25 protein-coding genes, 1 tRNA gene and 2 rRNA genes (1 of these 28 cut by a window edge) are annotated in these 25686 nt (G+C 71.2%); 7 read left to right on the top strand and 21 right to left on the bottom strand.

Features of this window, described 5'->3' with window-relative positions; translation table 11 throughout:
* Position 1: 1 nt before the first annotated feature.
* Complete coding sequence (ppc, locus tag ACK4TT_RS10425; protein WP_409639259.1) at positions 2-2698, bottom strand: phosphoenolpyruvate carboxylase; 2697 nt, start codon at positions 2696-2698, stop codon at positions 2-4.
* Between the two features lie 73 nt (positions 2699-2771).
* Between ppc and ACK4TT_RS10420 the strand changes: the two genes are divergently transcribed.
* Positions 2772-4049: an amidase gene (locus tag ACK4TT_RS10420; RefSeq protein ID WP_409639255.1), complete on the top strand. Its 1278-nt coding sequence runs from the start codon at positions 2772-2774 to the stop codon at positions 4047-4049.
* Between the two features lie 183 nt (positions 4050-4232).
* On the opposite strand, the gene ACK4TT_RS10415 is transcribed toward ACK4TT_RS10420, so the two are convergent.
* The 3 genes from ACK4TT_RS10415 to ACK4TT_RS10405 form a co-directional block, all read right to left on the bottom strand.
* A complete protein-coding gene (locus ACK4TT_RS10415; RefSeq protein ID WP_409639252.1) occupies positions 4233-4427 on the bottom strand; it encodes a hypothetical protein in 195 nt (64 codons plus the stop codon).
* Between the two features lie 89 nt (positions 4428-4516).
* The gene (locus ACK4TT_RS10410) at positions 4517-5659 is read right to left on the bottom strand and encodes an L-lactate dehydrogenase (RefSeq protein ID WP_409639250.1); all 1143 of its coding nucleotides are present in this window, start codon (positions 5657-5659) and stop codon (positions 4517-4519) included.
* Between the two features lie 54 nt (positions 5660-5713).
* Positions 5714-6454 (bottom strand): PaaI family thioesterase, encoded by a 741-nt coding sequence (locus ACK4TT_RS10405; RefSeq protein WP_410212961.1) that lies wholly within the window; start codon positions 6452-6454, stop codon positions 5714-5716.
* 164 nt (positions 6455-6618) lie between these two features.
* Here ACK4TT_RS10405 and ACK4TT_RS10400 point away from each other — a divergent pair, with 164 nt between their 5' ends.
* Positions 6619-6951 carry a hypothetical protein gene (locus ACK4TT_RS10400; protein ID WP_409639245.1) on the top strand — a complete coding sequence of 111 codons (333 nt, stop codon included), beginning with the start codon at positions 6619-6621 and terminating at the stop codon, positions 6949-6951.
* Here ACK4TT_RS10400 and ACK4TT_RS10395 read toward each other — a convergent pair.
* From ACK4TT_RS10395 to rlmJ, 6 genes are all read right to left on the bottom strand, one after another.
* Positions 6948-7619 carry a cytochrome b/b6 domain-containing protein gene (locus tag ACK4TT_RS10395; protein ID WP_410212960.1) on the bottom strand — a complete coding sequence of 224 codons (672 nt, stop codon included), beginning with the start codon at positions 7617-7619 and terminating at the stop codon, positions 6948-6950. The two genes, ACK4TT_RS10400 and ACK4TT_RS10395, sit on opposite strands and share 4 nt — an antisense overlap.
* A gap of 4 nt (positions 7620-7623) precedes the next feature.
* Positions 7624-8130, bottom strand: coding sequence for a c-type cytochrome (locus tag ACK4TT_RS10390; RefSeq protein WP_409639239.1), 507 nt, complete (start codon positions 8128-8130; stop codon positions 7624-7626).
* Positions 8131-8189: 59 nt separating this feature from the next.
* Complete coding sequence (locus ACK4TT_RS10385) at positions 8190-8423, bottom strand: hypothetical protein (protein WP_409639235.1); 234 nt, start codon at positions 8421-8423, stop codon at positions 8190-8192.
* Positions 8424-8596: 173 nt separating this feature from the next.
* Positions 8597-9157: a sugar transferase gene (locus tag ACK4TT_RS10380; protein WP_409639394.1), complete on the bottom strand. Its 561-nt coding sequence runs from the start codon at positions 9155-9157 to the stop codon at positions 8597-8599.
* Between the two features lie 55 nt (positions 9158-9212).
* A complete protein-coding gene (locus ACK4TT_RS10375) occupies positions 9213-9662 on the bottom strand; it encodes a hypothetical protein (RefSeq protein WP_409639232.1) in 450 nt (149 codons plus the stop codon).
* A gap of 62 nt (positions 9663-9724) precedes the next feature.
* Positions 9725-10552 carry a 23S rRNA (adenine(2030)-N(6))-methyltransferase RlmJ gene (gene rlmJ, locus ACK4TT_RS10370; RefSeq protein WP_409639229.1) on the bottom strand — a complete coding sequence of 276 codons (828 nt, stop codon included), beginning with the start codon at positions 10550-10552 and terminating at the stop codon, positions 9725-9727.
* A 181-nt stretch (positions 10553-10733) separates the two neighbouring features.
* Here rlmJ and ACK4TT_RS10365 point away from each other — a divergent pair, with 181 nt between their 5' ends.
* Positions 10734-11942 (top strand): LLM class flavin-dependent oxidoreductase, encoded by a 1209-nt coding sequence (locus ACK4TT_RS10365; protein ID WP_410212959.1) that lies wholly within the window; start codon positions 10734-10736, stop codon positions 11940-11942.
* Here the strand turns inward: ACK4TT_RS10365 and ACK4TT_RS10360 are convergent.
* Positions 11939-13942 carry a TonB-dependent receptor gene (locus tag ACK4TT_RS10360; protein WP_410212958.1) on the bottom strand — a complete coding sequence of 668 codons (2004 nt, stop codon included), beginning with the start codon at positions 13940-13942 and terminating at the stop codon, positions 11939-11941. The two genes, ACK4TT_RS10365 and ACK4TT_RS10360, sit on opposite strands and share 4 nt — an antisense overlap.
* Before the next feature lie 58 nt (positions 13943-14000).
* Between ACK4TT_RS10360 and ACK4TT_RS10355 the strand changes: the two genes are divergently transcribed.
* The gene (locus tag ACK4TT_RS10355) at positions 14001-14741 is read left to right on the top strand and encodes an SDR family oxidoreductase (RefSeq protein WP_409639220.1); all 741 of its coding nucleotides are present in this window, start codon (positions 14001-14003) and stop codon (positions 14739-14741) included.
* Between the two features lie 203 nt (positions 14742-14944).
* Complete coding sequence (locus ACK4TT_RS10350; protein ID WP_410212957.1) at positions 14945-15229, top strand: hypothetical protein; 285 nt, start codon at positions 14945-14947, stop codon at positions 15227-15229.
* 72 nt (positions 15230-15301) lie between these two features.
* On the opposite strand, the gene ACK4TT_RS10345 is transcribed toward ACK4TT_RS10350, so the two are convergent.
* The 4 genes from ACK4TT_RS10345 to ACK4TT_RS10330 form a co-directional block, all read right to left on the bottom strand.
* Complete coding sequence (locus ACK4TT_RS10345; RefSeq protein ID WP_410212956.1) at positions 15302-16144, bottom strand: crotonase/enoyl-CoA hydratase family protein; 843 nt, start codon at positions 16142-16144, stop codon at positions 15302-15304.
* 14 nt (positions 16145-16158) lie between these two features.
* Complete coding sequence (locus tag ACK4TT_RS10340) at positions 16159-18009, bottom strand: AMP-binding protein (RefSeq protein ID WP_410212955.1); 1851 nt, start codon at positions 18007-18009, stop codon at positions 16159-16161.
* A 96-nt stretch (positions 18010-18105) separates the two neighbouring features.
* Positions 18106-18741: a glutathione S-transferase family protein gene (locus ACK4TT_RS10335; protein ID WP_410212954.1), complete on the bottom strand. Its 636-nt coding sequence runs from the start codon at positions 18739-18741 to the stop codon at positions 18106-18108.
* Between the two features lie 2 nt (positions 18742-18743).
* Positions 18744-19709, bottom strand: coding sequence for an alpha/beta fold hydrolase (locus ACK4TT_RS10330; protein ID WP_410212953.1), 966 nt, complete (start codon positions 19707-19709; stop codon positions 18744-18746).
* 120 nt (positions 19710-19829) lie between these two features.
* On the opposite strand from ACK4TT_RS10330, the gene ACK4TT_RS10325 reads away from it, so the two are divergent.
* Positions 19830-20564: an SDR family NAD(P)-dependent oxidoreductase gene (locus ACK4TT_RS10325; RefSeq protein ID WP_409639202.1), complete on the top strand. Its 735-nt coding sequence runs from the start codon at positions 19830-19832 to the stop codon at positions 20562-20564.
* Positions 20561-21325 carry an SDR family NAD(P)-dependent oxidoreductase gene (locus tag ACK4TT_RS10320; protein WP_409639199.1) on the top strand — a complete coding sequence of 255 codons (765 nt, stop codon included), beginning with the start codon at positions 20561-20563 and terminating at the stop codon, positions 21323-21325. The genes ACK4TT_RS10325 and ACK4TT_RS10320 overlap by 4 nt, the downstream gene beginning before the upstream one ends.
* On the opposite strand, the gene ACK4TT_RS10315 is transcribed toward ACK4TT_RS10320, so the two are convergent.
* The 6 genes from ACK4TT_RS10315 to ACK4TT_RS10290 all read right to left on the bottom strand — a co-directional run.
* Positions 21322-21798 carry a hypothetical protein gene (locus ACK4TT_RS10315; protein WP_410212952.1) on the bottom strand — a complete coding sequence of 159 codons (477 nt, stop codon included), beginning with the start codon at positions 21796-21798 and terminating at the stop codon, positions 21322-21324. The two genes, ACK4TT_RS10320 and ACK4TT_RS10315, sit on opposite strands and share 4 nt — an antisense overlap.
* 65 nt (positions 21799-21863) lie before the next feature.
* Positions 21864-22280, bottom strand: a complete 417-nt coding sequence (locus ACK4TT_RS10310; RefSeq protein ID WP_409639193.1) for a hypothetical protein — start codon at positions 22278-22280, stop codon at positions 21864-21866.
* A gap of 22 nt (positions 22281-22302) precedes the next feature.
* Positions 22303-24144, bottom strand: a complete 1842-nt coding sequence (locus tag ACK4TT_RS10305; protein ID WP_410212951.1) for a transglycosylase domain-containing protein — start codon at positions 24142-24144, stop codon at positions 22303-22305.
* A gap of 169 nt (positions 24145-24313) precedes the next feature.
* Positions 24314-24390 (bottom strand) — tRNA-Met (locus ACK4TT_RS10300).
* A gap of 61 nt (positions 24391-24451) precedes the next feature.
* A 5S ribosomal RNA gene (rrf, locus tag ACK4TT_RS10295) occupies positions 24452-24566 on the bottom strand.
* A gap of 71 nt (positions 24567-24637) precedes the next feature.
* A 23S ribosomal RNA gene (locus tag ACK4TT_RS10290) occupies positions 24638-25686 on the bottom strand; it runs 1738 nt beyond the window's last position.

The raw sequence follows: 25686 nt of genomic DNA, 5'->3' as shown, positions 1-25686 counted from the left end.
TCTATCCCGTGTTCCGCAGCCCCGCGGCCACGCCGTTGATGGTCAGGTGGATGCCCTGGCGCACCGCCTCCTGGTCATCGCCCGCCCGGCGGCGCCGGATCAACTCGATTTGCAGGTGGTTCAGCGGATCGATGTAGGGCAGGCGCGAGCGGATGACGGCGGCCAGGTCCGGATTGTGCTCCAGGAGCGCGCCCTGGCCGGTGATCTCCAGCAGGGCGCCGACCGTGCGGTCCCACTCGGCGCGGATTTCGCCGAACACCCGCTCGGCGAGCGCCCTGTCCTCCACCAGGCTCGCGTAGCGCCCGGCGATGCCGAGATCCCCTTTGGCCAGCACCATCTCCATGTTGGCGAGGGTGGTGGCGAAGAACGGCCAGGACTCCCAGAGCTCGCGAAGCTGGCTCATGGCGACGCCGCCGTTGGCCACCGCCGAGCCGAAGCCGTACCAGCCCGGCAGCATGGCCCGCGACTGCGACCACGAGAACACCCAGGGGATGGCCCTGAGGCCCTGGATGCTGCGGCTGGCCTGGCGCGAGGTCGGCCGGCTGCCGATGTTCAGGTCGGCGATCTCGGCGATCGGGGTCGCGGCGAAGAAGTAGTCCACGAACCCCGGCGTCTCGTAGACGAGGCCTCGGTAGGCGCCCATGGCGGTCCGGGCCAGCGCGTCCAGGGCCTTGGTGTGGGGCGCCGTCAGGTCGGCGGCGGCGTGGGGCCGGAGCGAGGCCAGCACCACGCCGGCCGTCAGCGTCTCCAGGCTGCGGCGGGCGAGTTCAGGATCGGCGTACTTGTTGGCCACCACCTCGCCCTGCTCGGTGATGCGGATGCGCCCGCCCACCGTTCCCTGCGGCTGGGCCAGCAGGGCCTCGAAGCTGGAGCCGCCGCCGCGCCCCACCGCCCCGCCCCGGCCGTGGAAGAGCTGAAGGCGCAGGCCACAGCCGCCCACCACCGAGGCCAGGGCCCGCGAGGTCTTGTGCAGCTCCCAGGTGGAGGTCAGGTAGCTGCCGTCCTTGTTGGAGTCCGAATAGCCGATCATCACCTCCTGCAGTCCCGCCTGGGCCAGCAGGTCGCGGATCAGCGGAAGCTCCAGGTAGCGCGCCATGGTCTTGGGCGCCGCGCGCAGGTCCTCGATGGTCTCGAACAGGGGCTCGGCCAGGATGTCGGCGGTCGGCGGCGCGCCGGGCCGGAACAGGCCCACCTCCTTCAGCAGCAGATAGACCTCCAGCAGGTCCGAGACCGAGGTGGTGTTCGAGACGATGTAGGCGCGGATCGCGTCCGGGCCGTAGCGCCGCTTGATCTCGGCCGCCGCCGCCAGGACCTCCAGTTCGCGCGTGGTCTCCTCCCCGTAGGTCGCGAACGGCGAGGCCAGGAGCCGGCCATGGCGCAGTTCCGACAGCAGGAGCTGGCAGCGGCTGGCCTCGTCCAGGGCTTCGTAGTCGTCGATGACGCCGGCGGTCTCCAGCAGTTCGGCGCAGACCCGGGCGTGCACGGCCGAGTTCTGGCGCATGTCCAGGGTCGCCAGGTGGAAGCCGAAGGTGTCCAGCGCCCGCAGCAGGTCGGGCAGCGGCCCCTCGGCGAACGCCGCGCCGTGCTTCTCCAGCAGGGAATCCAGCACCGTCTGGAGGTCGGCCCGGAACTCGGCGGGCGACGCATAGGGCTCGCCCGGCGTGCTGGCGGGCCTGGGCGGCGCCTCGCCGGTCAGCAGGGGATAGGTGGCCGCCAGCCGCGCATAGACGCCGGTCAGCGCCCGGCGATAGGGCTCGTCGGCCCGGTGCGGCGAGGGATCATGCGCCCGGTCGGCCAGGGCCTGGAGGCCGGGCGTCACCCCCGCCAGCTCGGCCGAGATCGAGAGCTCCGCCCCCAGGGCGTGCACCCGGTCGAGGTAGAGCCGAAGCGCCGCCCGCGACTGCCGGGCCAGGGCCTGGCGCATCACCTGCGGCGTCACATAGGGGTTGCCGTCGCGGTCGCCGCCGACCCAGGTGCCGACGCGCAGGAAGCTCGGCAGGGCCTCGGCCTCGCCCAGCACGCCGCGCCAATGGGCGTAGAGGGCCGGCAGGGCCTCCAGGAAGCTGCGTTCGAAATAGGAGACGGCGTTCTCGATCTCGTCGCTGACCGCGATCCTCACCTGCCGCAGGAGCCGGGTGCGCCAGAAGATCGACACCTCCCGCATCAGCTCGCGCTCGGCGGCGGCCCGGCCGGCGTCGCTGTCCGCCCGCTCGTAGTCGTCGAGGCCCCGGGCGATGGCGCTCTGGCGGTCCAGCACGCTCTTGCGCCGGACCTCGCTGGGGTGGGCGGTGATCACCGGCGCGATCAGGGCGCCGCGCAACAGGTCGACCACCGCCTCGCGGCCCACGCCCTCGGCGGCGAGCGCGCGCAGCGCGCCGGCCAGGGTGTCGGCCCGCTCGTCGCCCGCCCGGATACGGCCCCGCTGGATCTGGTCCTCGGCGATGTTGGTGATCAGCAGGAAACAGGCGAACGAATGGGCGAAGCGGACCGTGTCTTCCAGGCTGAGCGCGCCCAGCCGTTGCGCCATCAGGCCCGCCGCCTCGGGCGTACCTTCCCGGTGGAAGCCCACCGAGGCCTGGCGGATCTCCTCGATCTGGTTGAACACGGCCTGGCCGTCCTGGGCCCGGATCACGTCGCCCAGGACGCGGCCGAGGAACCGGACGGTGGCCCGGAGCTGAATGGGAAGCGGTTGCGCCATGACGTTAGGTTAAAGCCGCCCGGGCCGCGCGCGTCATCTGGTTTCGGCGATCCCGCTCGGCGATAGTCGCCCCATGACTCCCGACGAGGCGCTCGCCCGCATCCGCCGCCACGACGGCCGCCTCCGGGCCTTCGTGACGGTCTTCGATCCGCCGCTGCTGGGCGAGGACCTCGACGGCCCCGTCTTCGCCATCAAGGACCTGTTCGACGTGGCGGGCGTCCCCACCGGCGGCGGCGCGCGCGTTCCGCTCGACCCGAACCCGGCCCGCCACGCCCTCGCCGTCCAGCGCCTGCTCCAGGCCGGGTGGAGCGCGGTCGGCAAGACCCACACGGTGGAGCTGGCCTATGGCGGCTGGGGCACGAACCGGGCGGTCGGCGCGCCGTGGAATCCCTGGGACGCCCGGGTCCACCGCGTCCCCGGCGGCTCGTCCTCCGGCTCGGCCGTGGCTGTGGCGGCGGGGATGTGCGACGCGGCCCTGGGCTCGGACACCGGCGGCTCGGTGCGGATTCCGGCCGCCGTCTGCGGCGTCGTCGGCCTGAAGCCCGGCCGCGGCCTCGTCAGCCTAGAGGGCGTCCATCCGCTCTGCCCGGCCCTCGACACGGTGGGAACTCTGGCCCGCGACGTGGCGACCGCCGCCCGCATGCTGGCGACGATCTCCGGCCCGGACGGCGCGGACGCGGTTCGCGATCCCTTCGACGCCGAGGCGGCGCTGTCGGCGGAGGTTCGGGGCCGACGCCTGGCCGCCCTGCCGCTCGACGCCCTGGGCGAGGTCGATCCCGACGTGACGCGGCTCTATGGCGAAGCGATCGGCCGCCTGCGCGACCTTGGCCTCTCGGTCGAGACGGTGGAGCCGCCGGCGGTGCTGGAGCAGTCCTTCGCCGCCAACGGCCTGCTGATGGCGGGGGAAGGCTGGCGCATCTGGCGAGAGCGCATCGCCCGCTGGCGCGACGAGATGGACCCCTGGATCGTCCGTCGCTTCGAGGCCGGCCGCGACATCACCGACGAGCAGCTCGCGGACGCCCACGCCCGCCGCGCCGCCGACCAGCGGGCCTTCCACGACTGGCTCGCGCCCTACGGCGGGCTCCTCTCCCCCACCTGCCCGATCCCGGCGCCGCCCATCGACGACGTGGACGAGACCACCTCCCCGCTCAGCCGCCTGACCCGCGCCGCCAACTACCTCGACCTGCCGGCGATCACCGTCCCCTGCGGCCTGTGCGCGGGCGGGCTTCCGGCCGGCCTGCAGATCCTGGGGCGGCCGGGCGACGAGGCCGGCGTGGTGGCGCTGGGCGCGGCCTTCGAGCGGGTCTCGGGCTGGAACGGGCGGTCGTCCGACCTCTCGGGGTTCGGGTAGCCCCGCGCGCATCTATCGGCGCGCCTTGCCGCTGATCCCGCGCAGCACCGCCCAGTCCAGCAGACGCCAGACCGCCCCCAGGCGCCGGCCGCCAGCCAGATGGGCGCCAGGGTACTGCCCCGAGGATCAGCATCAGGGCCCGGGTCTCGAACCGTCTTGGGAACCGTCAGGCAGGCGTGGGCTTCAGGAGACGCAACTTCCTTCGGGCGCCGAGCCCGGCGGCGCGGTCCTCAGGAGGGATTGCAGGGCGGACTCCGCCGCGGCCCGCGTGGCGCCGGCCCCGCGGGCGACGGTGACGCCGTCCTCGTCATAGACGCTCCAGGTCCAGCCCGCTTCGCTGCGGCTCAGCGAATAGGCGAACGACCGCGGTTCATGCATGTTCGTACTCCGTCCCGGCGACTTAACACCCGGAACAGGCTTGGGTTTCCTCCAGTGTTTCGCAGTTGCGAAATCGTGATCGCGGCCCGCTAGTCCAGGTCCAGCAGGTCGCGGCCCGCCGCGCGCACGTCGTTGCAGCCGGTCAGGATCATCGCCACGGCCAGCTCGGCGCGGATGGTGTCCAGCATCTTGCGGATGGCGGGCTCGCCGCCGGCGCCGAGCGCATAGGCCCAGGGGCGGCCCATGAAACAGGCCTTGGCCCCCAGGGCGAGGCCCTTCAGCACGTCGAGGCCCGAGCGGACCCCGCCGTCCATGAAGAGCTCCAGGTCGTTCCCCACCGCGTCGGCGATCTTCGGCAGGGCCGAGATGGACGAGCGCACGCCGTCGAGCTGACGGCCGCCGTGGTTCGACACCACCAGCCCTTGCGCGCCCGCCCGGACCGCGTCGCGCGCGTCCTCGGGGTCCAGCACGCCCTTGACCACGATGGGCCGGTCCCAGTTCTCGCGCACCCAGTCCAGGTCCTTCCAGGTGACCGAACGGTCGAAGTTGCGTGCGATCCAGGCCAGGAAGTCGGTCACCCGGCCGCCCTGCTTCACCGCCCCGGCCACCGAGCCCAGGGTGTGCGGCCGGCCGTGGACGAAGACGTCCCAGGTCCAGCCCGGATGGGTGATCCCGTCCCAGGCCTGGGCGAGCGCCGCCTCCAGCTTCGAGGCGCCCGTGAAGCCCGAGCGGATGTCGCGATACCGGGCGCCCGGGATCGGCAGGTCCACGGTGAACACCAGCACCGGCGAACCCAGCTCGCGGGCCCGGGCCAGCAGCTCGCGCATGTAGCCGCGATCCTTCAGCATGTAGAGCTGGAACCAGGGCGGGGTCCCGGTCGCGGCCACCTCCTCCACCGAGCAGACGCCCACCGTCGAGAGGCAAAAGGGCACGCCCGCCGCCGCCGCCGCCCGCGCCGCCTGGGTCTCGCCGCGCCGGCCGTACATGCCCGCCATGCCCACTGGCGACAGGCCCACCGGCAGGGACAGGGTCTGGCCCAGCGTCTCGACCGACATCTTCAGGTCGGTCATGTCCCGCATGACCCGCTGACGCAGCGCGATGGCCTCCAGGTCGGCCACGTTCCGGCCGAGCGTCACCTCGGCGTAGGAGCCGCCGTCGATGTATTCGAAGAAGATCCTGGGAAGACGGCGCCGGGCAAGTTCACGATAGTCGGAAACCGAAGCCGCGCGCATGCCGTCCCTCCCGCCGGGCCGCGAAGGTGAAGCCTCGCCCGCCCAAGCGCAAGATCAGGCCGCCTGACCCGGGGGCGGCCCGATGACGATCCAGACCTGATGGGCGCGGGCCATCAATCTATTGTCCAGGTCATACATCGCCACGCCGGCGATCTCCTTGCGGCCGTCCCTGGCGATCGGCCAGGCGACCAGGACGCATTCCTCCCCGGCGTTCGGCCGACGCAGGATCTCGCCGGTCATGGTGCCGAGCAGCGCGCCGTGGCGGCCCTCCTTCTCCACCCAGGCGAAGTAGCCGGGGCAGTCCAGGGCCGCCCAGACCACCGCGGGAGCGATCGTTCCATCCGGGCCGGCGAAGTTCGGGTGCGCCACCCACGTGCAGGCCACGACGCCAGGTTCTGCGCCTTCCAGCGGTCCGGCGAACACCCGCAGCCCGTCGCCCTCCTCCCGGGCCGTGCCGCAGGTGAAGCAGATCGGGTGGGTGCGTTGGGTGTGGCCGATGTGGCGCGCGCCGGCCGCGCGGGCGGCCTCGAGGCCGGGTGACGGGGGCGGCTCGGGAAGCTCCACCCTCGCCGGGCCGGCCGCGCCGATCAGGCTGCCCTGGCCGCTCAGGACCATGCCGTCCTCGCCGCGTTGGAGGTCGAGGTCCACGTCCAGCGGGATCGGCGCGCGCAGCACCGCCGTGACCGGCCCGTTCAGGTCTTCGGCCAGGCCGTCGGCCAGCACGCCGCAGACATATCCCCCATTGCCGGAATTCGGCGGGCCGCAGAACTGGCGGCCGATCATGACTTTCGACAAAGCGACGCTCTTACCGGAATGCCATCGTTGCAATGGCCCGGGCTTTTCCATGCCGACGCCGGGGAATGGAAGCCGAAATCGCCGCTGCGGCGTTGGAGGCGGGGAGCGGGCGCGCTAAGGCTTAGCCTGCACCATCGAGAAGCGGATTCGATGAGGAGATATCGGTGAGCGAACGGATCGAACGTCCCTGGGCCCTGATGCGCCATCACGCCGGTTGGGCGGACGTGTTCCACATCGACAGCGAGACCGGGGATTCCATCACCGGCTTCTATCCCGACCGCGAGACCGTGGGCCCGCCGGTGAGCTATTCGGTGCGCGCCGTCCTCGCCCGCTTCCCGACCATGGAGTCCGCCCGGGCCGCCCGCGAGGGCGCCGTCGCCGAATGGCGCAAGCACGACGCCGGCGTGCGCGAGGCCGAGGCCAAGCTGCGCGAGGCCGAGAAGGCCCGCGAGGACGCCTGGCTCACCTGCCTGCGCGAGTACGCCGACCGCAGCTAGAGGCGAAGCCCCTTCGACACGAACCACGCGAGCGCGGCGGCCACGGCGACGCACAGCACGAAACGCCAGGCCGGCGCGCCCGCCAGCCCCGGATCGGACGGGAACGTCCGCCAGCCGGTGACCATCGGCCGGATCAGGTTCGTGCGCTTGTAGACGAGGTAGAAGACCACCGCCGCCACGTGCAAGACCACGAGGCCCTGCAGCACGCGGAAGACCAGCTCATGGATTTCGGCCATCGCGCGGCCGGTCTCGAAGCTGACCCGGTCCGACAGCGGCCCGCCCTCGAAGGCGTCGATGTCGACGGTGAACAGGCCCGTCCCCACCTGGACCAGCAGCACGGCCAGGATCGCCAGCACGCTCCAGCCGCCCATGGGATTGTGGCCGGGGACGTTGGAAGGCGCGCGGTCGAACAGGGTGCGGGCGTAGGCTGCGACCTGTCCGGGCCCCTTCACGAAGCTCGCGAACCGGGCCGCCCCGCCGCCGGCGAAGCCCCAGAGGACGCGGAACACCACCAGCCCGAGGATCGTGTAGCCGCTCCAGCGGTGCCAGTTCAGGTGATCCTCCGAGGCCCACCAGGAGAACAGGATCAACGCGACCAGCGCCCAGTGCACGATGCGGACCGGCGCGTCCCAGAGCCGCGCCCGCACGCCTCCCTCCGGCGCCGCCACGGCCTCAGTCCTTCTCCTGGCGGTACTTGTCGTGGCAGGCCTTGCAGGCGCCGCCGGTGGCCCGCACCTGGCCCTTCACCGCGGCCATGTCGCCGGACAGCGCGAGCTGGTTCAGCTTCGAGACCTGCACCTGAAGGTTCGAGGCCGCCGCGCTGAAGCCCGCCGCGTCGGTCCAGATGTTGGGCTTGGCCTCGCTATTCGGCCGGGCCTCGACGCCGCTGCCGCGCGGGAACCAGGTGGGCAGGGCGTTGGCCAGATCGGCCATGGTCTTGGTCTGGGCCTGGACCACCGCCTTGCTAGGCTGGTCCTTCTTGAGCTCGTCGTTCAGCGCCTTGAACGCGCCGCCCAGCTTCTCGAAGTTGGCGTGCCGCTGGTGGGCGGCCTTGGCCCCGGGGCTCAGCGGCCCCTTCGGCATCGGCTCGTTGTGGGCCAGCGCCCCGCCGGCCACCGTCGCCGAGCCCACGCCCAGCGCGATCGCCAGCGCCGCGCCCTTGCTGATACCGACACCCATGAATTTCACCCTTCCAAGCTTACGTCGCGACGGAGATTGCCGGGGCGCGGCCGGGCGCGTCAACGGCCCTCGCCCTTCATGGGCGCGACTTGCCTGTCGGCGCTCGCCAGGACGGCGCCGCAGTTGGCGTCGCTCCGGAGCAGCGGGATCAGCCCAATCCGCACGGCGATGCTGTCGAAGGTCCCCGGGGGTTCGCGCCCGGCCCAAGGCGCGTTGACGATGCGCACGCGTTCCACGGTGGCCGAGGGCTGCCAGTACGAGAGATGGACGTGCGGATCTCCCGCGATGGTCATCTCGCGGTGCATCCGCGCCGAGTCCCGCGCCCGCTGACCGGACGCCTCGGGGCTTGCGGGCGTTCGGAAGACCGGCGGCGGCCGGGCGGGGTCTGAGAGGCTTCGTTGCTCACGGGTTTCGCTCCGGGCCTCCATTCAACGTGCGGCCTGCCCGGGTGAGTTCCCGAGGGAAGCTAGTGGCTTACGCCCCGGCCGCTGACGGCGGCGAGCGCCGTGGCCAGGATGATCCGTACGTCGAAGGCCAGCGACATGCGGTCGAGGTACTCGCGGTCCAGCCGGACCTTCTCGGGGATGGGCAGCTCGTCGCGGCCGTTGATCTGGGCCCAGCCGGTGACTCCGGGCCGCAGCCGCGCGACGCCTGCCTCGGTGCGCAGGGCCACGAGGTCGTCCTGGTTGTAGAGCGCGGGCCTGGGCCCCACGAGGCTCATGTCGCCCGCGAGCACGCTCCAGAGCTGGGGCAGTTCATCCAGGCTGGTCCGCCGCAGGAACCGGCCGAGCGGCGTCACCCACCGCTCCGGGTTCTCCAGCAGGTGCGTGGCGACATCGGGCGTGTCGGTCCGCATGGTGCGGAACTTCGGCATCCGGAAGAGGCGGTTGTCGCGCCCCACCCGGCTCGACCAGTGGATGGCCGGCCCCGGACTGTCCAACCGCACCGCCAGACCGAGGGCCAGCAGGAACGGCCACAGGACCAGCAGGCCCACGAGCGAGACGGCGATGTCGAAGGCGCGCTTCAGCACGCCCCGTTCTTAAGGCGCGCCGCCGGAGTCCGCCAAGCCGGAGTCCGCCAGGTCAGGTGTCGCTGGAGGGTGGAACAGGCGGCGTGCGGCGGGGCCTGACGGGCGTCGCCGCCGCCTGGACGGCCTCTTCTTCGCGGATCAGCTCGGCGGCCACCGGCCCCAGCGGCGCGGCCTCTCCACCCATGACCGGTTCCACCGTCTCGGCCGCCTCGATCGTCCCGGAGGTGACCGCCGGGACCAGTTCGGCCGCCGCCTGGAGCGGGGCGGCGATCTCCTCGACCACCGCGTCTTCCGCCACTTCCACGGCCTTCAGCGGCGCGACCGCCGCCGTCTCGAACATGGCTTCCAGGTTCTGCGGCGTGAACCGCGTCATCCACCACCAGGCCAGGCCCGTGGCCGCCGCGCCACCGAAATAGGCCCACAGCGGCGAGGCCGCGCCGACCAGGGCCTGCGGACTCACCGCCGCCTTGGGAAGTTCAGGGGTCTCGGAAAGGATCGCCATCATCGCCTCCTGCGATTGCTGCGCTGCAACATACCACGGCGGGCGACCGGCGGTTTGCGAATTTACGATGACGCGAGCCGGTAGACGCGCGATCCGCCGCCCTCGCCCAAGGCTTGAGCGACCCAGCCGCAGATCGCCTCAAGATCGGTCGTCAGGCCAGGAACGCCGACCAGCGCGAGCGCGCAGCCGTTCATCTTCATGGGGTCCGCGAGGGGCCGGATACGGGCCTCGGCGATCTCGACCTCGCCGTCCACGCCGTCCTCGAGGTCGCGCAGGAAGGCGTCGAAGGTCTCCAGGTCCTTCAGCGGCAGCCAGATCAGGGCCTGGACCAGCGGGTTCCTCTCCCGGGCGGCCGCGAGCGTATCCACGATCCGGCCGTAGTCGTCGGCCTTCTCGAACGGCGGATCGATGACGAGGAGGACCCGCCCACGCGGCGGGCAGCGCTCGACCGCCGCCGCATAGCCGTCGGCGCACAGCGTCTTCGCGTTCGCGTGGCCCTTCAGGGCGCTGCGCAGCGCGTCGTGCTCCTCCTTGCGAAGCTCGCAGGCCAGGTAGCGGTCGCCGGGCCGCAGCGCCTGGGCGATCAGCCACGGCGAGCCCGGATAGCGCCGCACCGCGCCCCCGCCGTTCAGCGCCGCCACGGCTTCGATGAGCGGCCGGAAGGCCTCGGGCGCGGCCTTCGCCGCCATCAGGCGCACGATCCCGGCCTCGGCCTCGCCCGACTTGCGCGCCTCGGGACCGGCCAGGTCGTAGAGGCCCCGCCCCGCGTGGGTGTCGATCACGGTCAGCGGCGGCCCGCCCGCCGTCAGCCGCGCGAGCAGCCGCAGCAGGGCCGCGTGCTTCACGAGGTCGGCGAAGTTCCCGGCGTGGAAGGCGTGGCGATAGTTCAAGGGAATCCGAAGGCTGCGGGCGGAACCGGCCCTGCGCATACCACGTTGCCGCCCGGCGCGTAGAGGGGCGACCGCCGGATGATGGGCGCCGCCTAACGTGGCGGCGCCCTGGCGCGCACGTTCCAACCGCCGTTATGGTGATCGCCGATAAGCGCGGACACACGCGCCTCGGAGGGAACCCATGTTCGGCCAGCGCCTGCGCTTCGGCGCCTTCATCGCGCCTTTCCACCCGGTGGACGAGAACCCCACCCTCGCCCTCGAGCGCGACCTCGAACTCGTCGAACACATGGACCGGCTGGACTATGACGAGGCCTGGTTCGGCGAGCACCACTCGGCCGGCTACGAGCTCATCGCCAGCCCCGAGCTGATGATCGCCGCCGCCGCCGGGCGCACCCACCGCATCAAGCTCGGCACCGGCGTCTCGTCCCTGCCCTACCACCACCCGCTGATGCTGGCCGACCGCATCAACCAGCTCGACCACATGACCCGCGGCCGGGTGATGTTCGGCGTGGGGCCCGGCGCCCTCGTCTCGGACGCCTTCATGATGGGCATTCCGGTGGCCAAGCAGCGCGACCGCATGGACGAGGCCCTGGAGGTCCTGGTCCGGCTGATGCGCGGCGAGGAGGTCACCCACAAGTCCGACTGGTTCGAGCTGTGGCAGGCCAGGCTGCAGATGACGCCCTACTCCCGCCCCTCGGTGGAGATCGCGGTGGCGAGCCAGGTCTCGCCCACGGGCGCCCGGGCGGCTGGCCGCCACGGCGTGGGCCTGCTGTCGCTGGGCGCCACGGGGACCGCCGCCTTCAACGCGCTGGCGTCGAACTGGCACATCGCCTGCGAGCAGGCCGCCGAGCACGGCCAGACCATGGACCGCAGCGCCTGGCGCCTGGTGGGCCCCATGCACATCGCCGAGACCCGCGAACAGGCCATGGAGGACTGCCGGTTCGGCCTGGAAAAGTGGATCTACTACTTCAAGGAGATCGCCAACCTGCCTGTCGTGCCCGAGGGGCCCGACCCAGTGAAGGCGCTGATCGAAAGCGGCACCGCGGTGATCGGCACGCCCGACGACGCGGCCGCCCGCATCCAGCAGCTCGTCGACCAGAGCGGCGGCTTCGGCTGCTTCCTGCTGATGGACCACAACTGGGCGCCGTGGGAGGCCAAGAAGCGGTCCTACGAGCTGATGGCGCGCTACGTCTTTCCGAAGTTCCAGCAGCTCAACGACAACCGCGACGCCTCGATCGCCTGGGTGGCCAGGAACAAGGCCGAGTTCACCGGCCAGACCATGGCCGCCATGGGCGCGCGCATCGCCCAGCACATCGCCGAGAAGGGCGCCGAGGACATCCGCCCCGAGCTGGCCGCCCTGGTCGGCGCCGCCCAGCCCAAGAAGGATTAGCGCCGGATCGCGAAGCCTACGCGGATCGTGCGGGGCGCCGAGTAGCTCTCGACGCCGTCGGCGGTCTCGCCCACCTCCAGCGCCTCATCGGTCAGGTTCTCGGCCGCCAGATAGACTTCGGAGGTCTCCGACAGCCGCCAGGCGGCGCGGGCGTCCACCAGCACCCCGGCGTTCAGGCGGCGGCTGTTGAGGTCGTCCTCCCAGCGGGCGCTCTCGTAGCGGGCGTCCAGCGACAGGTTCAGCGCCGCGGCGGGACGCCATTCGAGCCCGCCGGTCACGGTGTACTTCGGCGTCTGGGCCGGTCTGAGGCCGGTGAGCTGCGGGGCGGCGGTTCCGCCGGCCACCTCGGCGTCGGTGAAGGCGCCCGCCACCCGCCAGGAGAGCGCGGCCCAAAGGTCGCCCGACGCCTCGGCCTCGACGCCCCAGGCCTCGATCTGGCCAGCGTTGCGGCGCTGGCGCAGCACCCCGCCCGCCGGCACGAAGCCCGCCGTGGGGAAGGTCCCCGGCCCGAAGCCGATGGTGACGTTGGTGATCGGGTCCTTCAGCCGGTTCCAGAACAGGGTGGCGCTCCAGGCGACCTTTCCCTCGCCGCCCACGCCCGCCTCGATCCCCTGCAGGGTCTCGGGCTTCAGCGCCGGATTGGCCTCGGTTATGTCGTTGCCGACCCGGAACGGCCGGTGCAGCTCGTTCAGCGTCGGCGGCCGGAACGCCGCATAGGCCGCGCCCCGCACATAGCGGCCGTCGGAAAGGTCGTGGCGCACGCCCAGGCGGCCCGTGGGCGTGGTGTCGGCCGAGCCCTCAGGATGCTGGTCCAGCGTCAGCGCCCCCGTGGCGATATCCCGCTCACGGCGGACCGCGTCGCTGGACTTCGAGCGGTCGATCCGCGCCCCGCCGGTCAGCAGCCACGGCCCCTGGTCGTAGGCCGCCTCCAGGTAGACCCCGCCCACCACCGTCTTGCCCCCCGCCTCGCGATCGCGGGTGAAGGCGCCGTTCATGAACCGGAAGCGCTCATGCACCGTCCCGTCGGTCCAGCGCACGTCGGTCCCGACCTCCCAGGCGATCCCGTCCAGCCGGCCCTGGACGGCGGCGTTGACGCCATAGCCGGTGGCCGGCGTCTTGTACTGGTCGTTGGCGGGCGTCGTGCCCGTGCGCCCGGCGGCGACGGCGGCGGAGCTGTTCTTCAGGTCGCTCTCGCGCACCCAGGCCTGGAGCCGCCAGCCGCCGACGCCCACATCCGCCGGCCGCGCCAGCGTCACCGTGGCCGACTGGCCAGAGGCGACCGAGCGGGCGCCCACGAGGCCCGCGCCGCGGATCTCCCTGAAGGCCGAGACGCGCGCAGCGGCCTGGACTCCGTCGAAGTCGTGCTGCAGCCGCAGCGCGCCCGAGGCGTCCTCCAGCGACACCCGCGCGTCGGCCGCGCCCCGCCGGGAGCCGCGTACGGCGTGGTAGCCGTCGGTCTTCGAGGCCGCCGCCGTCAGCAGGACGTGCTCGGTCCCGCCCGAGACCGCCGCCCGGTAGCTGTCGCGCCCGCCCGCCGAGACGTCGAGCGCCGCCAGCCCGTCCCGCGCGCCGCGCTCCTGGAGCGCCACCACGCCCGTCAGCGCGCCCGCGCCATAGGGCCCCGCTCCGGCGCCCCGCACCACCGTCGCCCCGTCCAGCCCCTCGGGCGGCAGGGCGCTCCAGATCACCCAGCCGCCGAAGGGATCGTTCTGCGGCGCGCCGTCCAGGGTGACCAGCGCCCGGCCCGCCCCCGACGGCGCGATCGCGCGCAGCGACAGGCCCTGGGTCGTCGGGTTCGCCGCCTCGCTGCCCGTGCGGCGAAACAGCGAGACGCCGGGCGCGGTCTTCAGGGCCTCGTCCAGGCGCGGGGTTTCCCCCAGTATCTCGGGGCCGATCCGCACCGCGCTGAACGCGGCCTCGCCCCCCAGCGGGGCCAGCCTCGGCGCATGGACCACGACGGCTTCGACGTCGGCGGCGGGCGGCGGCGGAAGGTCGGGCATGATCCCTCGTAAGTCTGGTATGGCGAGGCTTGGCTAACCATCGGAGAAGGGCTGCGCAATGGGCAAGGTTGCCATCGTCACGGGCGCGGGCAGCGGGATCGGCCGGGCTGTGTCCCTGGCGCTACTGGACGCCGGCTGGAGCGTGGTCCTGGCCGGCCGCCGGCGCGAGGCGCTGGAGGAGACCGCCGCCCTCTCGACAGGCGAGTCCCTGGTGGTTCCCGCCGACGTGGCGGACGAGGCGGCGGTCGACGCCCTGTTCGCCCAGACCAAGGCCCGCTTCGGCCGGCTGGACCTGCTGTTCAACAACGCCGGGACCGGCGCGCCGCCCGTTCCCCTGGAGGACCATGCGCTCGACGCCTGGAAGCGGGTGGTGGACGTGAACCTCACCGGGGCCTTCCTCTGCACGCGGGCCGCCTTCCGGCTGATGAAGGACCAGGACCCGCGCGGCGGGCGGATCATCAACAACGGCTCGATCTCGGCCCATGTCCCCCGCCCCCGCTCGGTCGCCTACACCGCCACCAAGCACGCGATCACCGGCCTCACGCGGTCCACCTCGCTGGATGGCCGGGCCTACGACATCGCCTGCGGCCAGATCGACATCGGCAACGCCGCCACCGACATGACCCGCGTCATCGCCCGGGGCGTCCCCCAGGCCGACGGGACATTGAAGCCCGAACCGGTCATGGACCTGAAGGCCGTCTCCGACGCGGTGCTCTACATGGCCGGGTTGCCCCCGGAAGCCAACGTGCAGTTCATGACCGTCATGGCCACCCAGATGCCGTTCATCGGCCGCGGCTGACGCATTCGCGGGCGACCGGCGCCTACACGCCGCGCAGCTTCCACGAACTTCATGCTGCGCCGCACCATCGCAGTTGCGAAGCGAAGCGACGGCGTGGATTCTCCGACTCAAGGACGCGCCAGCCGGACGTCAGTCGCCGGCCGCCGCCCGAGAGGAACGCCGGAAAGGGGTTGTCGCAACCCTTTGACCCGGAAACCAAACCCATGAACCGTTTCGTCTTCGCCGCCGCCGCCGCGGCTGTCGCCACGCTGATCGCCGCTCCGGCCGGCGCCCAGACCATGCGCATCTCGACCGCCGGCAAGAGCCCCGAGCAGCTCCACGCCGAGATCGTGAAGGCCGCCAAGTCGGTCTGCGCGCGGGCCACCATGAGCTCGGCCTTCCCGCGCGAGATGCGGGCCTCGTGCATGGAGGCCACCATCGCCGCCGCGCTCAGCCAGTCGCGCAACCCGGCGCTCGCGGCCATGCCGACGCAGGTCGCCTCGCGCTAGGACCTCCGGGGGGAGAGGGCTCCGGGCGGGCGGCGACACGCCCCCCGGAGTCTTTGGCTTCGAAAGCCCCCCTCAGGCCTCCACCTTCGACGTCGCGGCGTCCTTGAAGGCGGGCTCCCGCTTCTGGAGATTGGCCATCACAGCCTCCACCTGGTTGGGCGAGCCGATCAGGGCGGCCTGTTCGTGGCTCTCCTCCAGAAGGATCTCGTGCTGGTCCCCCCGGCCCATCAGGTTCAGCAGCCGTTTGCCGGCGCGGATGGCGTCCGGGCTCTTGCCCGCCACGTCGCGGGCGAAGGCCAGCGCCTCGGCCCTCGGGTCGGCGCAGACGCGGGTGGCGAAGCCGAGCTGAACCGCCTCCTCGCCGCTGAACACCCGACCGCTCCAGGTCAGCTCGCGCATGATGTCGTCGCGCACGAGGCCGCGGGTCAGCACCATCCCGGCCATGTCGGGCACCAGGCCCCACTTGATCTCCATGACCGACATCCGCGCATCCGCCGTGACGAACCGCAGGTCCGCGCCCAGGGCGAGCTGAAGCCCGCCGCCGAACGCCACGCCGTGGACCGCGGCCACCACCGGCACGGGAATCTCGCGCCAGACCATGCAGGCGTGCTGGGCGCGGTTCGAGCCGCCCGGCGTGCGGTCGGGCGTCAGCAGCGGCCCGGCCGAGCCCTTGCCGCCGCCCGTCCGCTCGCCCGAGGCCATGGACTGGAAGTTGCCCATGTCGAGGCCGGCGCAGAACGCGCGGCCCTCGCCCGAGATGACAACCGCGCGGACGCCCGTCTCGCCCTTCAGCCGCTCGCCGGCCTCGATCAGGGCGCCGAACATGGCGTTGTCGAGGGCGTTCATCTTGTCGGCCCGCACCAGGCGCACGTCGGCGACGCCGCCCTGGATGTCCACGCTCACCCGATCGTTCATCTCAGACACTCCGTTCATTCCCGCACGACGACCACGCCCGGCCCGGGCGGGTCGGCGTAGATCGCGTCCACCAGCGCCTGGCGCCGTTCCAGCGTGGCGCGCTGGTTCACATAGCCCTTGTCGGTGATTTCGCCCGCATCGATCGATGGCGGCTCGGTCAGGATCACGAAGCGTCCGATCTGGCGCGACGAGCCGCCGGCCGCGGCGTTGAACGCCCGGAAGCGTTCCTTGAGGATCGCCGTCAGCGTGCCGAGCGGGTCCTCGCCCAGCGCCGCCATCGCCGCCGGCGCCGCCCACACCAGGGCGCCGACGAACGGCTTGTCCTGGCCCGACAGCACCATGTCGAAAACGTAGGGGCTGCACGCGGCCACGAGGTCGGGCCTGAGCGTCCCCACCGAGACCCAGGTGCCGCTGTCCAGCTTGAAGTCCTCGGTCACCCGGCCGTCGAACACCAGGCCCTGCTTGGGGTCTTCGGGATCGAGGAAGCGGCAGGCGTCGCCCAGCTTGTAGAACCCCTCCTCGTCGAAGGCCGCCGCGGTCTTCTCGGGATCGTTGTGGTAGCCGCTGGTGACGGTCGGCCCCTTTACCCGCACTTCCAGCTTGGCGCCGTTGGGGACGAGCTTCAGCGTGATGCCCGGCAGCGGCAGGCCGATCAGGCCCACCCGCTCTGTGATCCAGTGGACCACCGTGATCCCCTGCGTCTCGGTCGCGCCGTACATGGTGGTGAGCGGGATGCGATGGCCGGTCTCGGCGATAGCCAGGGCCTGCATCCGCTCGTAGATGTCGTTCGAGAGCGTGGCGCCGCCGTAGCCCATGTAGCGCAGGTTTCGGAAGAAGCTGGCCCTGAGGACAGGGTCTCGCTCCATGGCCTCGGCCAGCATGCCGAAGGCCACCGGCGCCGAGCCGAACACCATCGGCGAGACCTCGTAGAGGTTCCTGATCGTGGTCTCGAACATGCCCGGGATCGGCTTGCCCTCGTCCAGGTGCAGGGTCCCGCCCGCCCACAGGTTGCCGTTGAAGGCGATATTGCCCGCCGAGATGTGGCTCCAGGGCATCCAGTCCAGGGCCTGGGGTGGGTTGTCCGGATCGGGGTCCTCGTCGCGCAGGCCCTCCTGGCCGGCGATGACGCCCGCGAACATGCCGTGCGTCTGGGGCACGCCCTTGGGCATGCCCGTTGAGCCCGAGGTGAAGAGGTATTTGGCGACCGTGCCGTGATGCAGCCGCTCTCGCGCCTCGTGCACCGTCGAGGTGGCCCGCGCGCCGGTCAGCTCGGACAGCGGAACCGTGCCGTTCCCGCCATCCACGGTGACGAACACGAGACGTGGGTCTAGCGCCCGCAGGGTCTCGAAGGCCCGGGCGAACATCTCGCTCGACTGGGCGAACACCACCTTGGGCTTCACGGTCTCGAAGCAGTGCTTCAGCTTCGCGTGGTCGGTGGACATCAGCGAATAGGCGGGGCTGATCGGCGCCACCGGGATCCCGGCCGTGTAGCAGCCCAGCATGACGAGGGCGTGCTCCACCGAATTGGCCGAGAGCACCATGACGCTGTCGGCGGGCGTCAGCCCCAGGTCCAGCAACGACTGGGCGATGCCTTCGGCCGCCGCCAGGGCCTCGCCGTAGGTGACGCCGACCCACGGCCCGTGGCCCGGCGCGCGCTGCAGGATGTAGGGCCGGTCGGGATGCTGGCCGGCCCGGTCGGCCAGCAGGTGGGCGATGGAGCGCGGTCCCTCGCCCGGTGGATGGTTCGAGCGGATCAGATAGGAGCCGTCCGCCCGGCGCTCGACGGTCACGTCCGGGGCCTTCTGGGGCAGCGGCTTGAAGGGCGGCTTGGTCGCGGCGGCGCCTGGATCGTCGGCCGGGCTCATGGCTTTCCTCCCCTTGTGCTCGGGTCTTGGGGAAAGCCTAGGCCAAAGCGGAACGCGGGCAAGCGCGCCCCCACGTAAGCTTCCGTCACGTCACGGTCAGGAGGACAGCGCCTCGGCGAGGTCCATCTTCTGGGCGGCCCTGGCGGCCTGGAAGCCGGGGCGGGCCTTGAGCCGTTCCCAATAGGCGGCGATGGCCGGGGTGAAGGCCTCGGATAGCTTCAGATGGCTCGCCAGGAGAAGTGCGTAACCCACTGAAATATCAGCCGCCGTGAACCTGTCGGCGCATAGCCAATCGCTCTGGGCCAGAGCTCGGTCGACGTGGCGCAGGCGGCTCAGGAACCACTTGGCGTAGTCGTCGGCGGCCTGGTCGGCGCGGCCGCGCTCGAAGGTGCGGTAGCGGAGCACGAGGGTCTGCGGGAAGGTCAGGGTCGCTTCCCCGAAGTGCAGCCAGTTCAGCCAGGCGCCGTAGGCGGGATCGTCCGCCGGGACCGCCAGCTCGCTCGGCCCGTAGCGGGTCACGAGGTACTGCACGATGGCCGCGGACTCGGTCATGAAGGTCGCGCCGTCTTTCATGGCGGGAATCGTCCCCAGCGGATTGACCTCCAGGTACTCGGGCTGGCGGACACGCGGCGGGAAAGGCAGCAGGTGCAGCTCGTAGGGCAGCCCCAGCTCCTCCAGGGCCCAGAGCGGGCGGAAGGAGCGGGCGTCGGGGCAGTGCCACAGTTCGATCATCATCAGAGTCCCTTCAGCCAGTCGAGCAGCAGCGCCGTCACCTCGTCCGGCCGCTCCTGCTGGGTCCAGTGGCCGCAGCCCTCCAGCATGTGGCCGCCCCGCAGGTCCGGGACGAACGGGCGCATGGCCGCGATCGGATCGGCGATGCCGCCGAAGGCCGTGCTGGCCGGGTCCTTGGTCCCGCCGATGAACAGCGCGGGCCGCTCGATCACCCGGTCCTTGAAGCCCTGCAGCCAGGCGAAGTCCCGCTCGTGGTTGCGGTAGCGGTTGATGGGCCCGCGGAAGCCCGACTCCCGGAATTCGGCGATGTAGTAGTCGAGCTCGTTCTCGGTCAGCCAGGCGGGGAAGGGATCGGGGTCGACCAGCCCCTCCAGCAGGGTCGCATCCGCGGCCTTCTGTGGCCAGGCGTCCGGCGGGGCGTCGCCCGAGATGGCGTAGTAGAACTTGCGCAGGAAGCCGCGCACGTCGGCCTCGGCCTCCGCCTCCGGCGGCCCGATCTTCTGGAACCAGGCCTGGTAGAAGAACCGCCCCTTCTGCGTGAACAGCGCGTCGAACACCTCGGTGAACGGCCGCGTGGGCACGCCCAGGTACGGCACCGAAAGGCCCGCCACCGCGCTCACCGCCTCGGGCCGGGTGAGCGCCGTGTTCCAGACGATGGGCGCCCCCCAGTCGTGGCCGATCAGGATGGCGGGCTTCCCCGGTTGCAGCGCCTGGGCGACCCCGGCCACGTCGGCGGTCAGCTTCTCCATGGCGTAGGCTTCGACGGGATACGGCTTGTCCGAGCCGCCGTAGCCGCGCACGTCGATGGCCGCCGCCGTGAAACCGGCGTCGGCGATCGGGTCGATCTGGTGGCGCCATGAGAACCAGCTCTCGGGAAAGCCGTGCACCATTAGGACGAGCGGCCCCTCGCCCTTGGTCGCCACCCTGATCCGGACCTCGCCGGCGTCCACCGTGCGCAGTTCGGGCATATGCTTCCCTCGCGGTTTGACGGGCATGCTTCTCCCGCCCGCGCGCCCTGGCAAGCCTGACCCGGCGTCATCGTTGACCGTCCGCCTTCCCGCGCGGAGCATGGCGGCGGGAGGACGCCGATGGACGCGCTCGATTTCAGCGGCAAGACGGTGCTGGTGGTGGGCGGCTCCAGCGGCATCGGCAACGGGATCGCCCACGGCTTCCGCGAGCATGGCGCCGCCGTCCACGTCTGGGGCACTCAGGCCACGGCGGCCGACTACGCCGGTGTCGAGGGTTCCGACCTGACCGGCCTGGCCTACGCCATGGTGGATGTCGGCGACCGCGCGCAGATCGCCGCCGCGCCGGCCATCGACCCCCTCGACGTGCTGATCCTCTGCCAGGGGACGGTGCAGTACCGCCGGGCCGAGTTCGAACCCGAGGGCTGGGACCGGGTGATGGCCGTCAACCTGGACAGCCTGATGGACTGCGCCCGCAAGTTCAGGCCGGCCCTGACCGCCCGCCGGGGCGTCATCGTCATCGTCAGCTCCGTCTCGGGCTTCCAATCCAACCGGGGCAACCCGGCCTACGCCGCCTCCAAGGCGGGCGCGGTCAGCCTGACCAAGACCCTGGGCGAGGCCTGGGCGCCCGAGGGCATCCGCGTCGTGGGCCTCGCGCCCGGCCTCGTGGACACCAAGCTCACCAAGGTCACGACCGGGCATCCCGAACGCCGCGAGGCGGCGATCCGCGCCATCCCCCTTGGCCGCATGGGCACGCCCGCGGACATGGCGGGCGCCGCCCTGCTACTCGCCTCGCCGCTAGCCGGTTACGTCGTGGGCCAGACCCTCATCGTGGACGGAGGCCTTTCGCTGTCATGACCAGCCGTTCCGTCCGAGGCTCCGTCGTCCTCGTCACCGGCGCCGCCGGCGGAATGGGCAAGGCCACCGCCGAACTCTTCGCCGCCGAGGGCGCCCACGTGGCCGTCACGGACGTCTCCGCGAACGGCGCGGCCGCCGTCGCCGAAGCCCTGAAGGCCCACCGCCTCAGCGCCGAGGCCTGGACGCTGGACGTTTCCGATCCGGCCGCCATCCGCCGCGTGGTGGACGAGGTCGCCCAGCGGTTCGGCGGCCTCGACATCCTGGTCAACAACGCCGGTATATCGGCTTTTTCTCCCATAGATTCCGAGGACTACGAGGACGTCTGGACACGCGCCATGGCCGTCCTGCTCACCGCCCACCAGCGGCTGGTCCGCGCCGCCCTGCCCCACCTGCGCCGTTCCACGGCCCCCAGGATCGTCAACATCGCCTCCACCGAAGCCCTGGGCGCCACCTCGCGCGACAGCCCCTACGCGGCGGCCAAGGCGGGCGTCACGGGCCTCACCCGAGCGCTGGCCGTCGAACTCGGTCCCGAGGGGATCACCGTCAACTGCATCTGCCCGGGGCCGATCCTCACCGGCATGACCGAGAGCCTGTCCGAGGTCGACCGCGAGACCTTCGCGCGCCGGCGCACGGCGCTGCGCCGCTATGGGACGCCCGAGGAGGTGGCCCACATGACGCTCAGCCTCTGCCTGCCGGCCGCCTCCTACATCACCGGCGCGACCATCCCGGTGGACGGCGGCCTGATGGCGCGGAACGCCTAGTTCGTCAGAAGGGGCCTCTGCACGCCTTCGTCGCGGTCGCAGCGCGCATCCCGCTCCTTCGTCTCCAGCACCGTGGCGGTCAGCGTCAGAGGCTCGCCGGGCCTGGCGGTGCTGACGAGTACGTTGAACGACCGCCGCGCCGGCAGGCTGCAGAAGGTCTCGCGGCTGGCGAAGGCGCCGGCATCCCATCGGGTCTTGGCCGGCGAGAAGCGCTCGGCCCGCTTTTCCAGCGCCTCCATCACGCCCGCGCGCACGGCCGCCGGTTCGCCGCCGGTGACGGTCACGGTGCAGGTGGCGGGCTGGCTCTCCCGCCGGATCTCCGCGTTGTCGCCCTTGATCTGGTCGGGCACCGGCGCCCCGTCGATGATCGCCGCCAGGCACGCGCCCACGGCCGAGCGCGCCTCCGACACCGGCTCGGCGTGGGCCAGCGTCGGAACGGCGAGGACGGTGAAGACGAGGAATAGACGGCGCATGCGCAACTCCGGAAGGGGCGACCTCCACCGGATTGGCCGAGCATCGCGGCGGCCGTATGGCGCCCTCAGCGCAGCACGGGGGCGTAGACCTTGTGGCAGCCGTCGCAGGAATCGTAGAGCCGGCCGCCCGCCGCGAACGCCCCTTCCGCATCGCGGGCCTGTAGCGCGGGTCCGGCCGAGGCGCCCGCCTGGGCCATGGCCTCGGCGAACTCCGTCCAGCGTCCGGGGCGGGCATAGGGCGCCTGGGCGAGCTTCCGACCCTCGGCTTCCAGCACCTTCGCCGCGGCCTGGGCCGCGCGCCAGCGCGCCTCGGCGGCCTGTGGCGTCTCGCGCTCGGGCGGCTCGTTGCCCGCCGCCCAGAAGGCGAGCGCGGCCGGGTTCACCACATGCTTCATCTGGCCCGCCAGGTTCGGGCCTTGGGCCGCCGCGGCGCCCGCCAGTCCGGCCGCGAGGGCGGCGCTCGTCCAGGTCCTCAGGCGCATCGGCTCTCCCCTTGTCCTAGGGCTAGCCTCCCGTGGGGTCACGAGGCAAGTCCTGGGCGGGCGTTTCGGCCGCCTGTGCGGGTTCGAGTGGGGGCGCCTCGGGGGCGACCTCTTCGGGCGGCGGCGGTGGCACGGCGGGCCCGGCGGGGATCGGGATCACCGGAATGCGCTTCAGCGCCGTGGTCATGAAGCCCCGCCAGATCTCCGCCGGCGCGCCGCCGCCGGTGATCCGGCCCATGGGCGTGTTGTCGTCCCGGCCCACCCAGGCGCAGGCGGCGAGCCCGCCGGTGTAGCCGCAGAACCAGGCGTCCTTGTAGTCGGAGGTGGTGCCGGTCTTGCCCGCCAGGTCGTAGCCCGGGATCCTCGCCCGCGCCCCGGTTCCCGAGGTGATCGCCGTGCGCAGCATCCGGTTCAGGTCGCTGAGCGGCGGATTGCCGACGACAGACACGGGCGCCGGCGCCTTGCGTTGGTAAAGGGTCACGCCCGCCCGCGTGCGGATGCGCTCGATGCCATAGGGCTGGACCCGGTAGCCGCCGTTGCCCAGCACCGCATAGGCGGTGGTCATCTCCAGCGGCGAGACGAGCGTCGTTCCCAGCGCCATCGCCGGGTCGGTGTTGACGGTCGAGGCGATCCCCAGCCGCCGCGCCGTGGCGGCCACCGCCGGGCGGCCCACCTCGTCGGCCACGCGCGCGGCCACGGTGTTGATCGACTGGGCCACCGCCTGTTCGAGCGTGATGGGGCCCAGGAAGGTCTGGCTGTAGTTCTCGGGCGACCAGGTCCCGATGGTCACCGGCTCGTCGACCACGGGCGTATCGGGCGTCCAGCCCGCTTCCAGCGCCGTCAGGTAGACGAACGGCTTCCAGGCCGAGCCCGCCTGGCGTCTGGCGCTGGCGGCGCGGTTGTAGGGCGCGGCGCTATGGTCCAGGCCGCCCACCATCGCCCGCACGCGACCCAGGCCGTCGACGGCCACGACCGCCGCCTGCTCGGCGCGAGCGGCCTTGTGACGGGCCACGGTGCTCCTGGCCGCGTCGGCCGCGGCCATCTCCATCTGCAGGTCGAGCGTGGTCTCGACCACCATGTCGGCCTTCACCTTGCCGACGGTCTGGCGGACGTTCCCGTCGATCCAGTCGATGAAGTATTCGGCAGGCTCCGCTGGCGGATTCTTGTAGATGCGCGGGGTCTGCGCCAGCGCCTTGGCCTTGGCGGCGGGCGTGAGCGCGCCGGTCTCGACCATGGCCTCCAGCACCAGCTTCGAGCGCTGGAGCGCGGCCTCGGTCTCCTCGGCGGGGTTGTAGTTCGTGGGCGAGCGCAGCACGCCGGCGAGGATGGCGGCCTCACGGACCGTCAGGCGGGACGCGGGCTTGTTGAAATAGCGCTGGGACGCCGCCTCCAGGCCGTAGGCGCCCGAGCCGAAATAGACCCGGCTGAGATAGAGGGCGAGGATCTGCTTCTTGGTGTAGGCGCGTTCGAGCTGCAGGGCGTAGGCGATCTCGGTCGCCTTGCGCTCCAGGGTGCGGTCCTGGCTGAGGAACAGGTTGCGGGCGAGCTGCTGGGTGATGGTGGACGCGCCCTGGGTCGCCCGCCCCTCGCCCACCGCCACGACGACGGCGCGGGCGATGCCGCGGGGATCGACGCCGTTGTGCTCGTAGAACCGCCGGTCCTCGATGGCCACGAAGGCGGCCGGCACATAGGCCGGCAGCTTGGCGAGATCCACGGGCGGGCCGTAGCGGCCCCCTCGCACCCCGATCACGGCGCCCGACCGGTCCACATAGGTGATCTGGGGATCGCGCCGGATCTCCGGCAGGCGCGGAAGTTCCGGCGCCTGGGCCACGACCAGGTTGGCGGCTAGGGCAAGGCCGATCACGCTTCAGCTCCTCGAGCGCAGGACGACGCCCCCCAGCGTCGGCCCCTTCTGTCGCGCGCAGGTCCTAAGGCCAAGATAATTCGCCGTAATCCGCCGCTGCGAGGCGTCCGTCCCGGCGGCCGCACATACGCAAACGGCCCCCGCGGGGTGCGCGAGGGCCGATCGATCTTGGGTGCGGGGACAGGATTTGAACCTGTGACCTTCAGGTTATGAGCCTGACGAGCTACCGGGCTGCTCCACCCCGCGGCAAAGCCGGTGTTAGTGATCGTGTTTTGAAGGGTTCTGGATCATTGCATCCGCTTGGTAGACCTGGCGGCGACCTACTCTCCCGCGCCTTAAGACGAAGTACCATCGGCCCTGAGAGGCTTAACGACCGAGTTCGGAATGGGATCGGGTGGGGACCTCTCGGCATAGCCACCAGGTCAACGAAGCGGATGCTTTGTCGAGACGACATCAGAGAGCAAAGACAAGGCTCTCATGAGTTTTGATAAGAACGATCAAGCCGATCGAGCGATTAGTACCAGTAAGCTCCATGCGTCGCCGCACTTCCACATCTGGCCTATCAACGTGGTGGTCTACCACGGCTCTCAGCGAAGCCTTGTTTTGAGGTTAGTTTCCCGCTTAGATGCTTTCAGCGGTTATCTATTCCACACTTAGCTACCCTGCTGCGCGGCTGGCGCCACGACAGGTCCACCAGAGGTGTGTCCATCCCGGTCCTCTCGTACTAGGGACAGATCCTCTCAAGCTTCGTACACCCACGGCAGATAGGGACCAAACTGTCTCACGACGTTCTGAACCCAGCTCACGTACCACTTTAATCGGCGAACAGCCGAACCCTTGGGACCTGCTCCAGCCCCAGGATGTGATGAGCCGACATCGAGGTGCCAAACTTTGCCGTCGCTGTGGACGCTTGGGCAAAATCAGCCTGTTATCCCTAGAGTACCTTTTATCCGTTGAGCGATGGCCCTTCCATGCAGAACCACCGGATCACTATGGCCGACTTTCGTCTCTGATCGACTTGTCAGTCTCTCAGTCAGGCGGGCTTATGCCATTGCACTCGACGAGCGATTTCCGACCGCTCTGAGCCCACCATCGCGCGCCTCCGTTACACTTTGGGAGGCGACCGCCCCAGTCAAACTGCCCGCCACGCCATGTCCCGGATCCGGATAACGGACCTCGGTTAGACGTCAACGGCAACAAGGGTGGTATTTCAAGGTTGGCTCCGCCAGAGCTGGCGCCCCGGTTTCATAGCCTCCCACCTATCCTACACATGTTGCCGCTAACGCCAAGGCGAAGCTGCAGTAAAGGTTCATAGGGTCTTTCCGTCTGACCGCGGGAACCCCGCATCTTCACGGGGAATTCAATTTCGCTGAGCCTATGCTGGAGACAGTGGGGAAGTCGTTACGCCATTCGTGCAGGTCGGAACTTACCCGACAAGGAATTTCGCTACCTTAGGACCGTTATAGTTACGGCCGCCGTTTACCGGGGCTTCAATTCGGAGCTTGCACCCCTCCTTTTAACCTTCCGGCACCGGGCAGGCGT

Origin of the sequence: Phenylobacterium sp. (assembly GCF_046463815.1) — a bacterium.
In the GTDB taxonomy this organism is placed as follows: Bacteria; Pseudomonadota; Alphaproteobacteria; order Caulobacterales; family Caulobacteraceae; genus Phenylobacterium.
This window is presented reverse-complemented; position numbering and strand designations above follow the sequence as displayed.

Bases quoted from the DNA above. Each gene is read 5' to 3' on its own strand.
- ACK4TT_RS10340 (WP_410212955.1), bottom strand. From the start codon at position 18,009: ATGAGCCCGGCCGACGATCCAGGCGCCGCCGCGACCAAGCCGCCCTTC.
- ACK4TT_RS10410 (WP_409639250.1), bottom strand. From the start codon at position 5,659: ATGCGCGCGGCTTCGGTTTCCGACTATCGTGAACTTGCCCGGCGCCGT.
- ACK4TT_RS10320 (WP_409639199.1), top strand. From the start codon at position 20,561: ATGACCAGCCGTTCCGTCCGAGGCTCCGTCGTCCTCGTCACCGGCGCC.
- ppc (WP_409639259.1), bottom strand. From the start codon at position 2,698: ATGGCGCAACCGCTTCCCATTCAGCTCCGGGCCACCGTCCGGTTCCTC.
- ACK4TT_RS10310 (WP_409639193.1), bottom strand. From the start codon at position 22,280: ATGCGCCTGAGGACCTGGACGAGCGCCGCCCTCGCGGCCGGACTGGCG.
- ACK4TT_RS10315 (WP_410212952.1), bottom strand. From the start codon at position 21,798: ATGCGCCGTCTATTCCTCGTCTTCACCGTCCTCGCCGTTCCGACGCTG.
- ACK4TT_RS10335 (WP_410212954.1), bottom strand. From the start codon at position 18,741: ATGATCGAACTGTGGCACTGCCCCGACGCCCGCTCCTTCCGCCCGCTC.
- ACK4TT_RS10350 (WP_410212957.1), top strand. From the start codon at position 14,945: ATGAACCGTTTCGTCTTCGCCGCCGCCGCCGCGGCTGTCGCCACGCTG.
- ACK4TT_RS10345 (WP_410212956.1), bottom strand. From the start codon at position 16,144: ATGAACGATCGGGTGAGCGTGGACATCCAGGGCGGCGTCGCCGACGTG.
- ACK4TT_RS10375 (WP_409639232.1), bottom strand. From the start codon at position 9,662: ATGGCGATCCTTTCCGAGACCCCTGAACTTCCCAAGGCGGCGGTGAGT.
- ACK4TT_RS10420 (WP_409639255.1), top strand. From the start codon at position 2,772: ATGACTCCCGACGAGGCGCTCGCCCGCATCCGCCGCCACGACGGCCGC.
- ACK4TT_RS10355 (WP_409639220.1), top strand. From the start codon at position 14,001: ATGGGCAAGGTTGCCATCGTCACGGGCGCGGGCAGCGGGATCGGCCGG.
- ACK4TT_RS10330 (WP_410212953.1), bottom strand. From the start codon at position 19,709: ATGCCCGAACTGCGCACGGTGGACGCCGGCGAGGTCCGGATCAGGGTG.
- ACK4TT_RS10415 (WP_409639252.1), bottom strand. From the start codon at position 4,427: ATGCATGAACCGCGGTCGTTCGCCTATTCGCTGAGCCGCAGCGAAGCG.
- ACK4TT_RS10365 (WP_410212959.1), top strand. From the start codon at position 10,734: ATGTTCGGCCAGCGCCTGCGCTTCGGCGCCTTCATCGCGCCTTTCCAC.
- ACK4TT_RS10385 (WP_409639235.1), bottom strand. From the start codon at position 8,423: ATGACCATCGCGGGAGATCCGCACGTCCATCTCTCGTACTGGCAGCCC.
- ACK4TT_RS10390 (WP_409639239.1), bottom strand. From the start codon at position 8,130: ATGGGTGTCGGTATCAGCAAGGGCGCGGCGCTGGCGATCGCGCTGGGC.
- ACK4TT_RS10325 (WP_409639202.1), top strand. From the start codon at position 19,830: ATGGACGCGCTCGATTTCAGCGGCAAGACGGTGCTGGTGGTGGGCGGC.
- ACK4TT_RS10360 (WP_410212958.1), bottom strand. From the start codon at position 13,942: ATGCCCGACCTTCCGCCGCCGCCCGCCGCCGACGTCGAAGCCGTCGTG.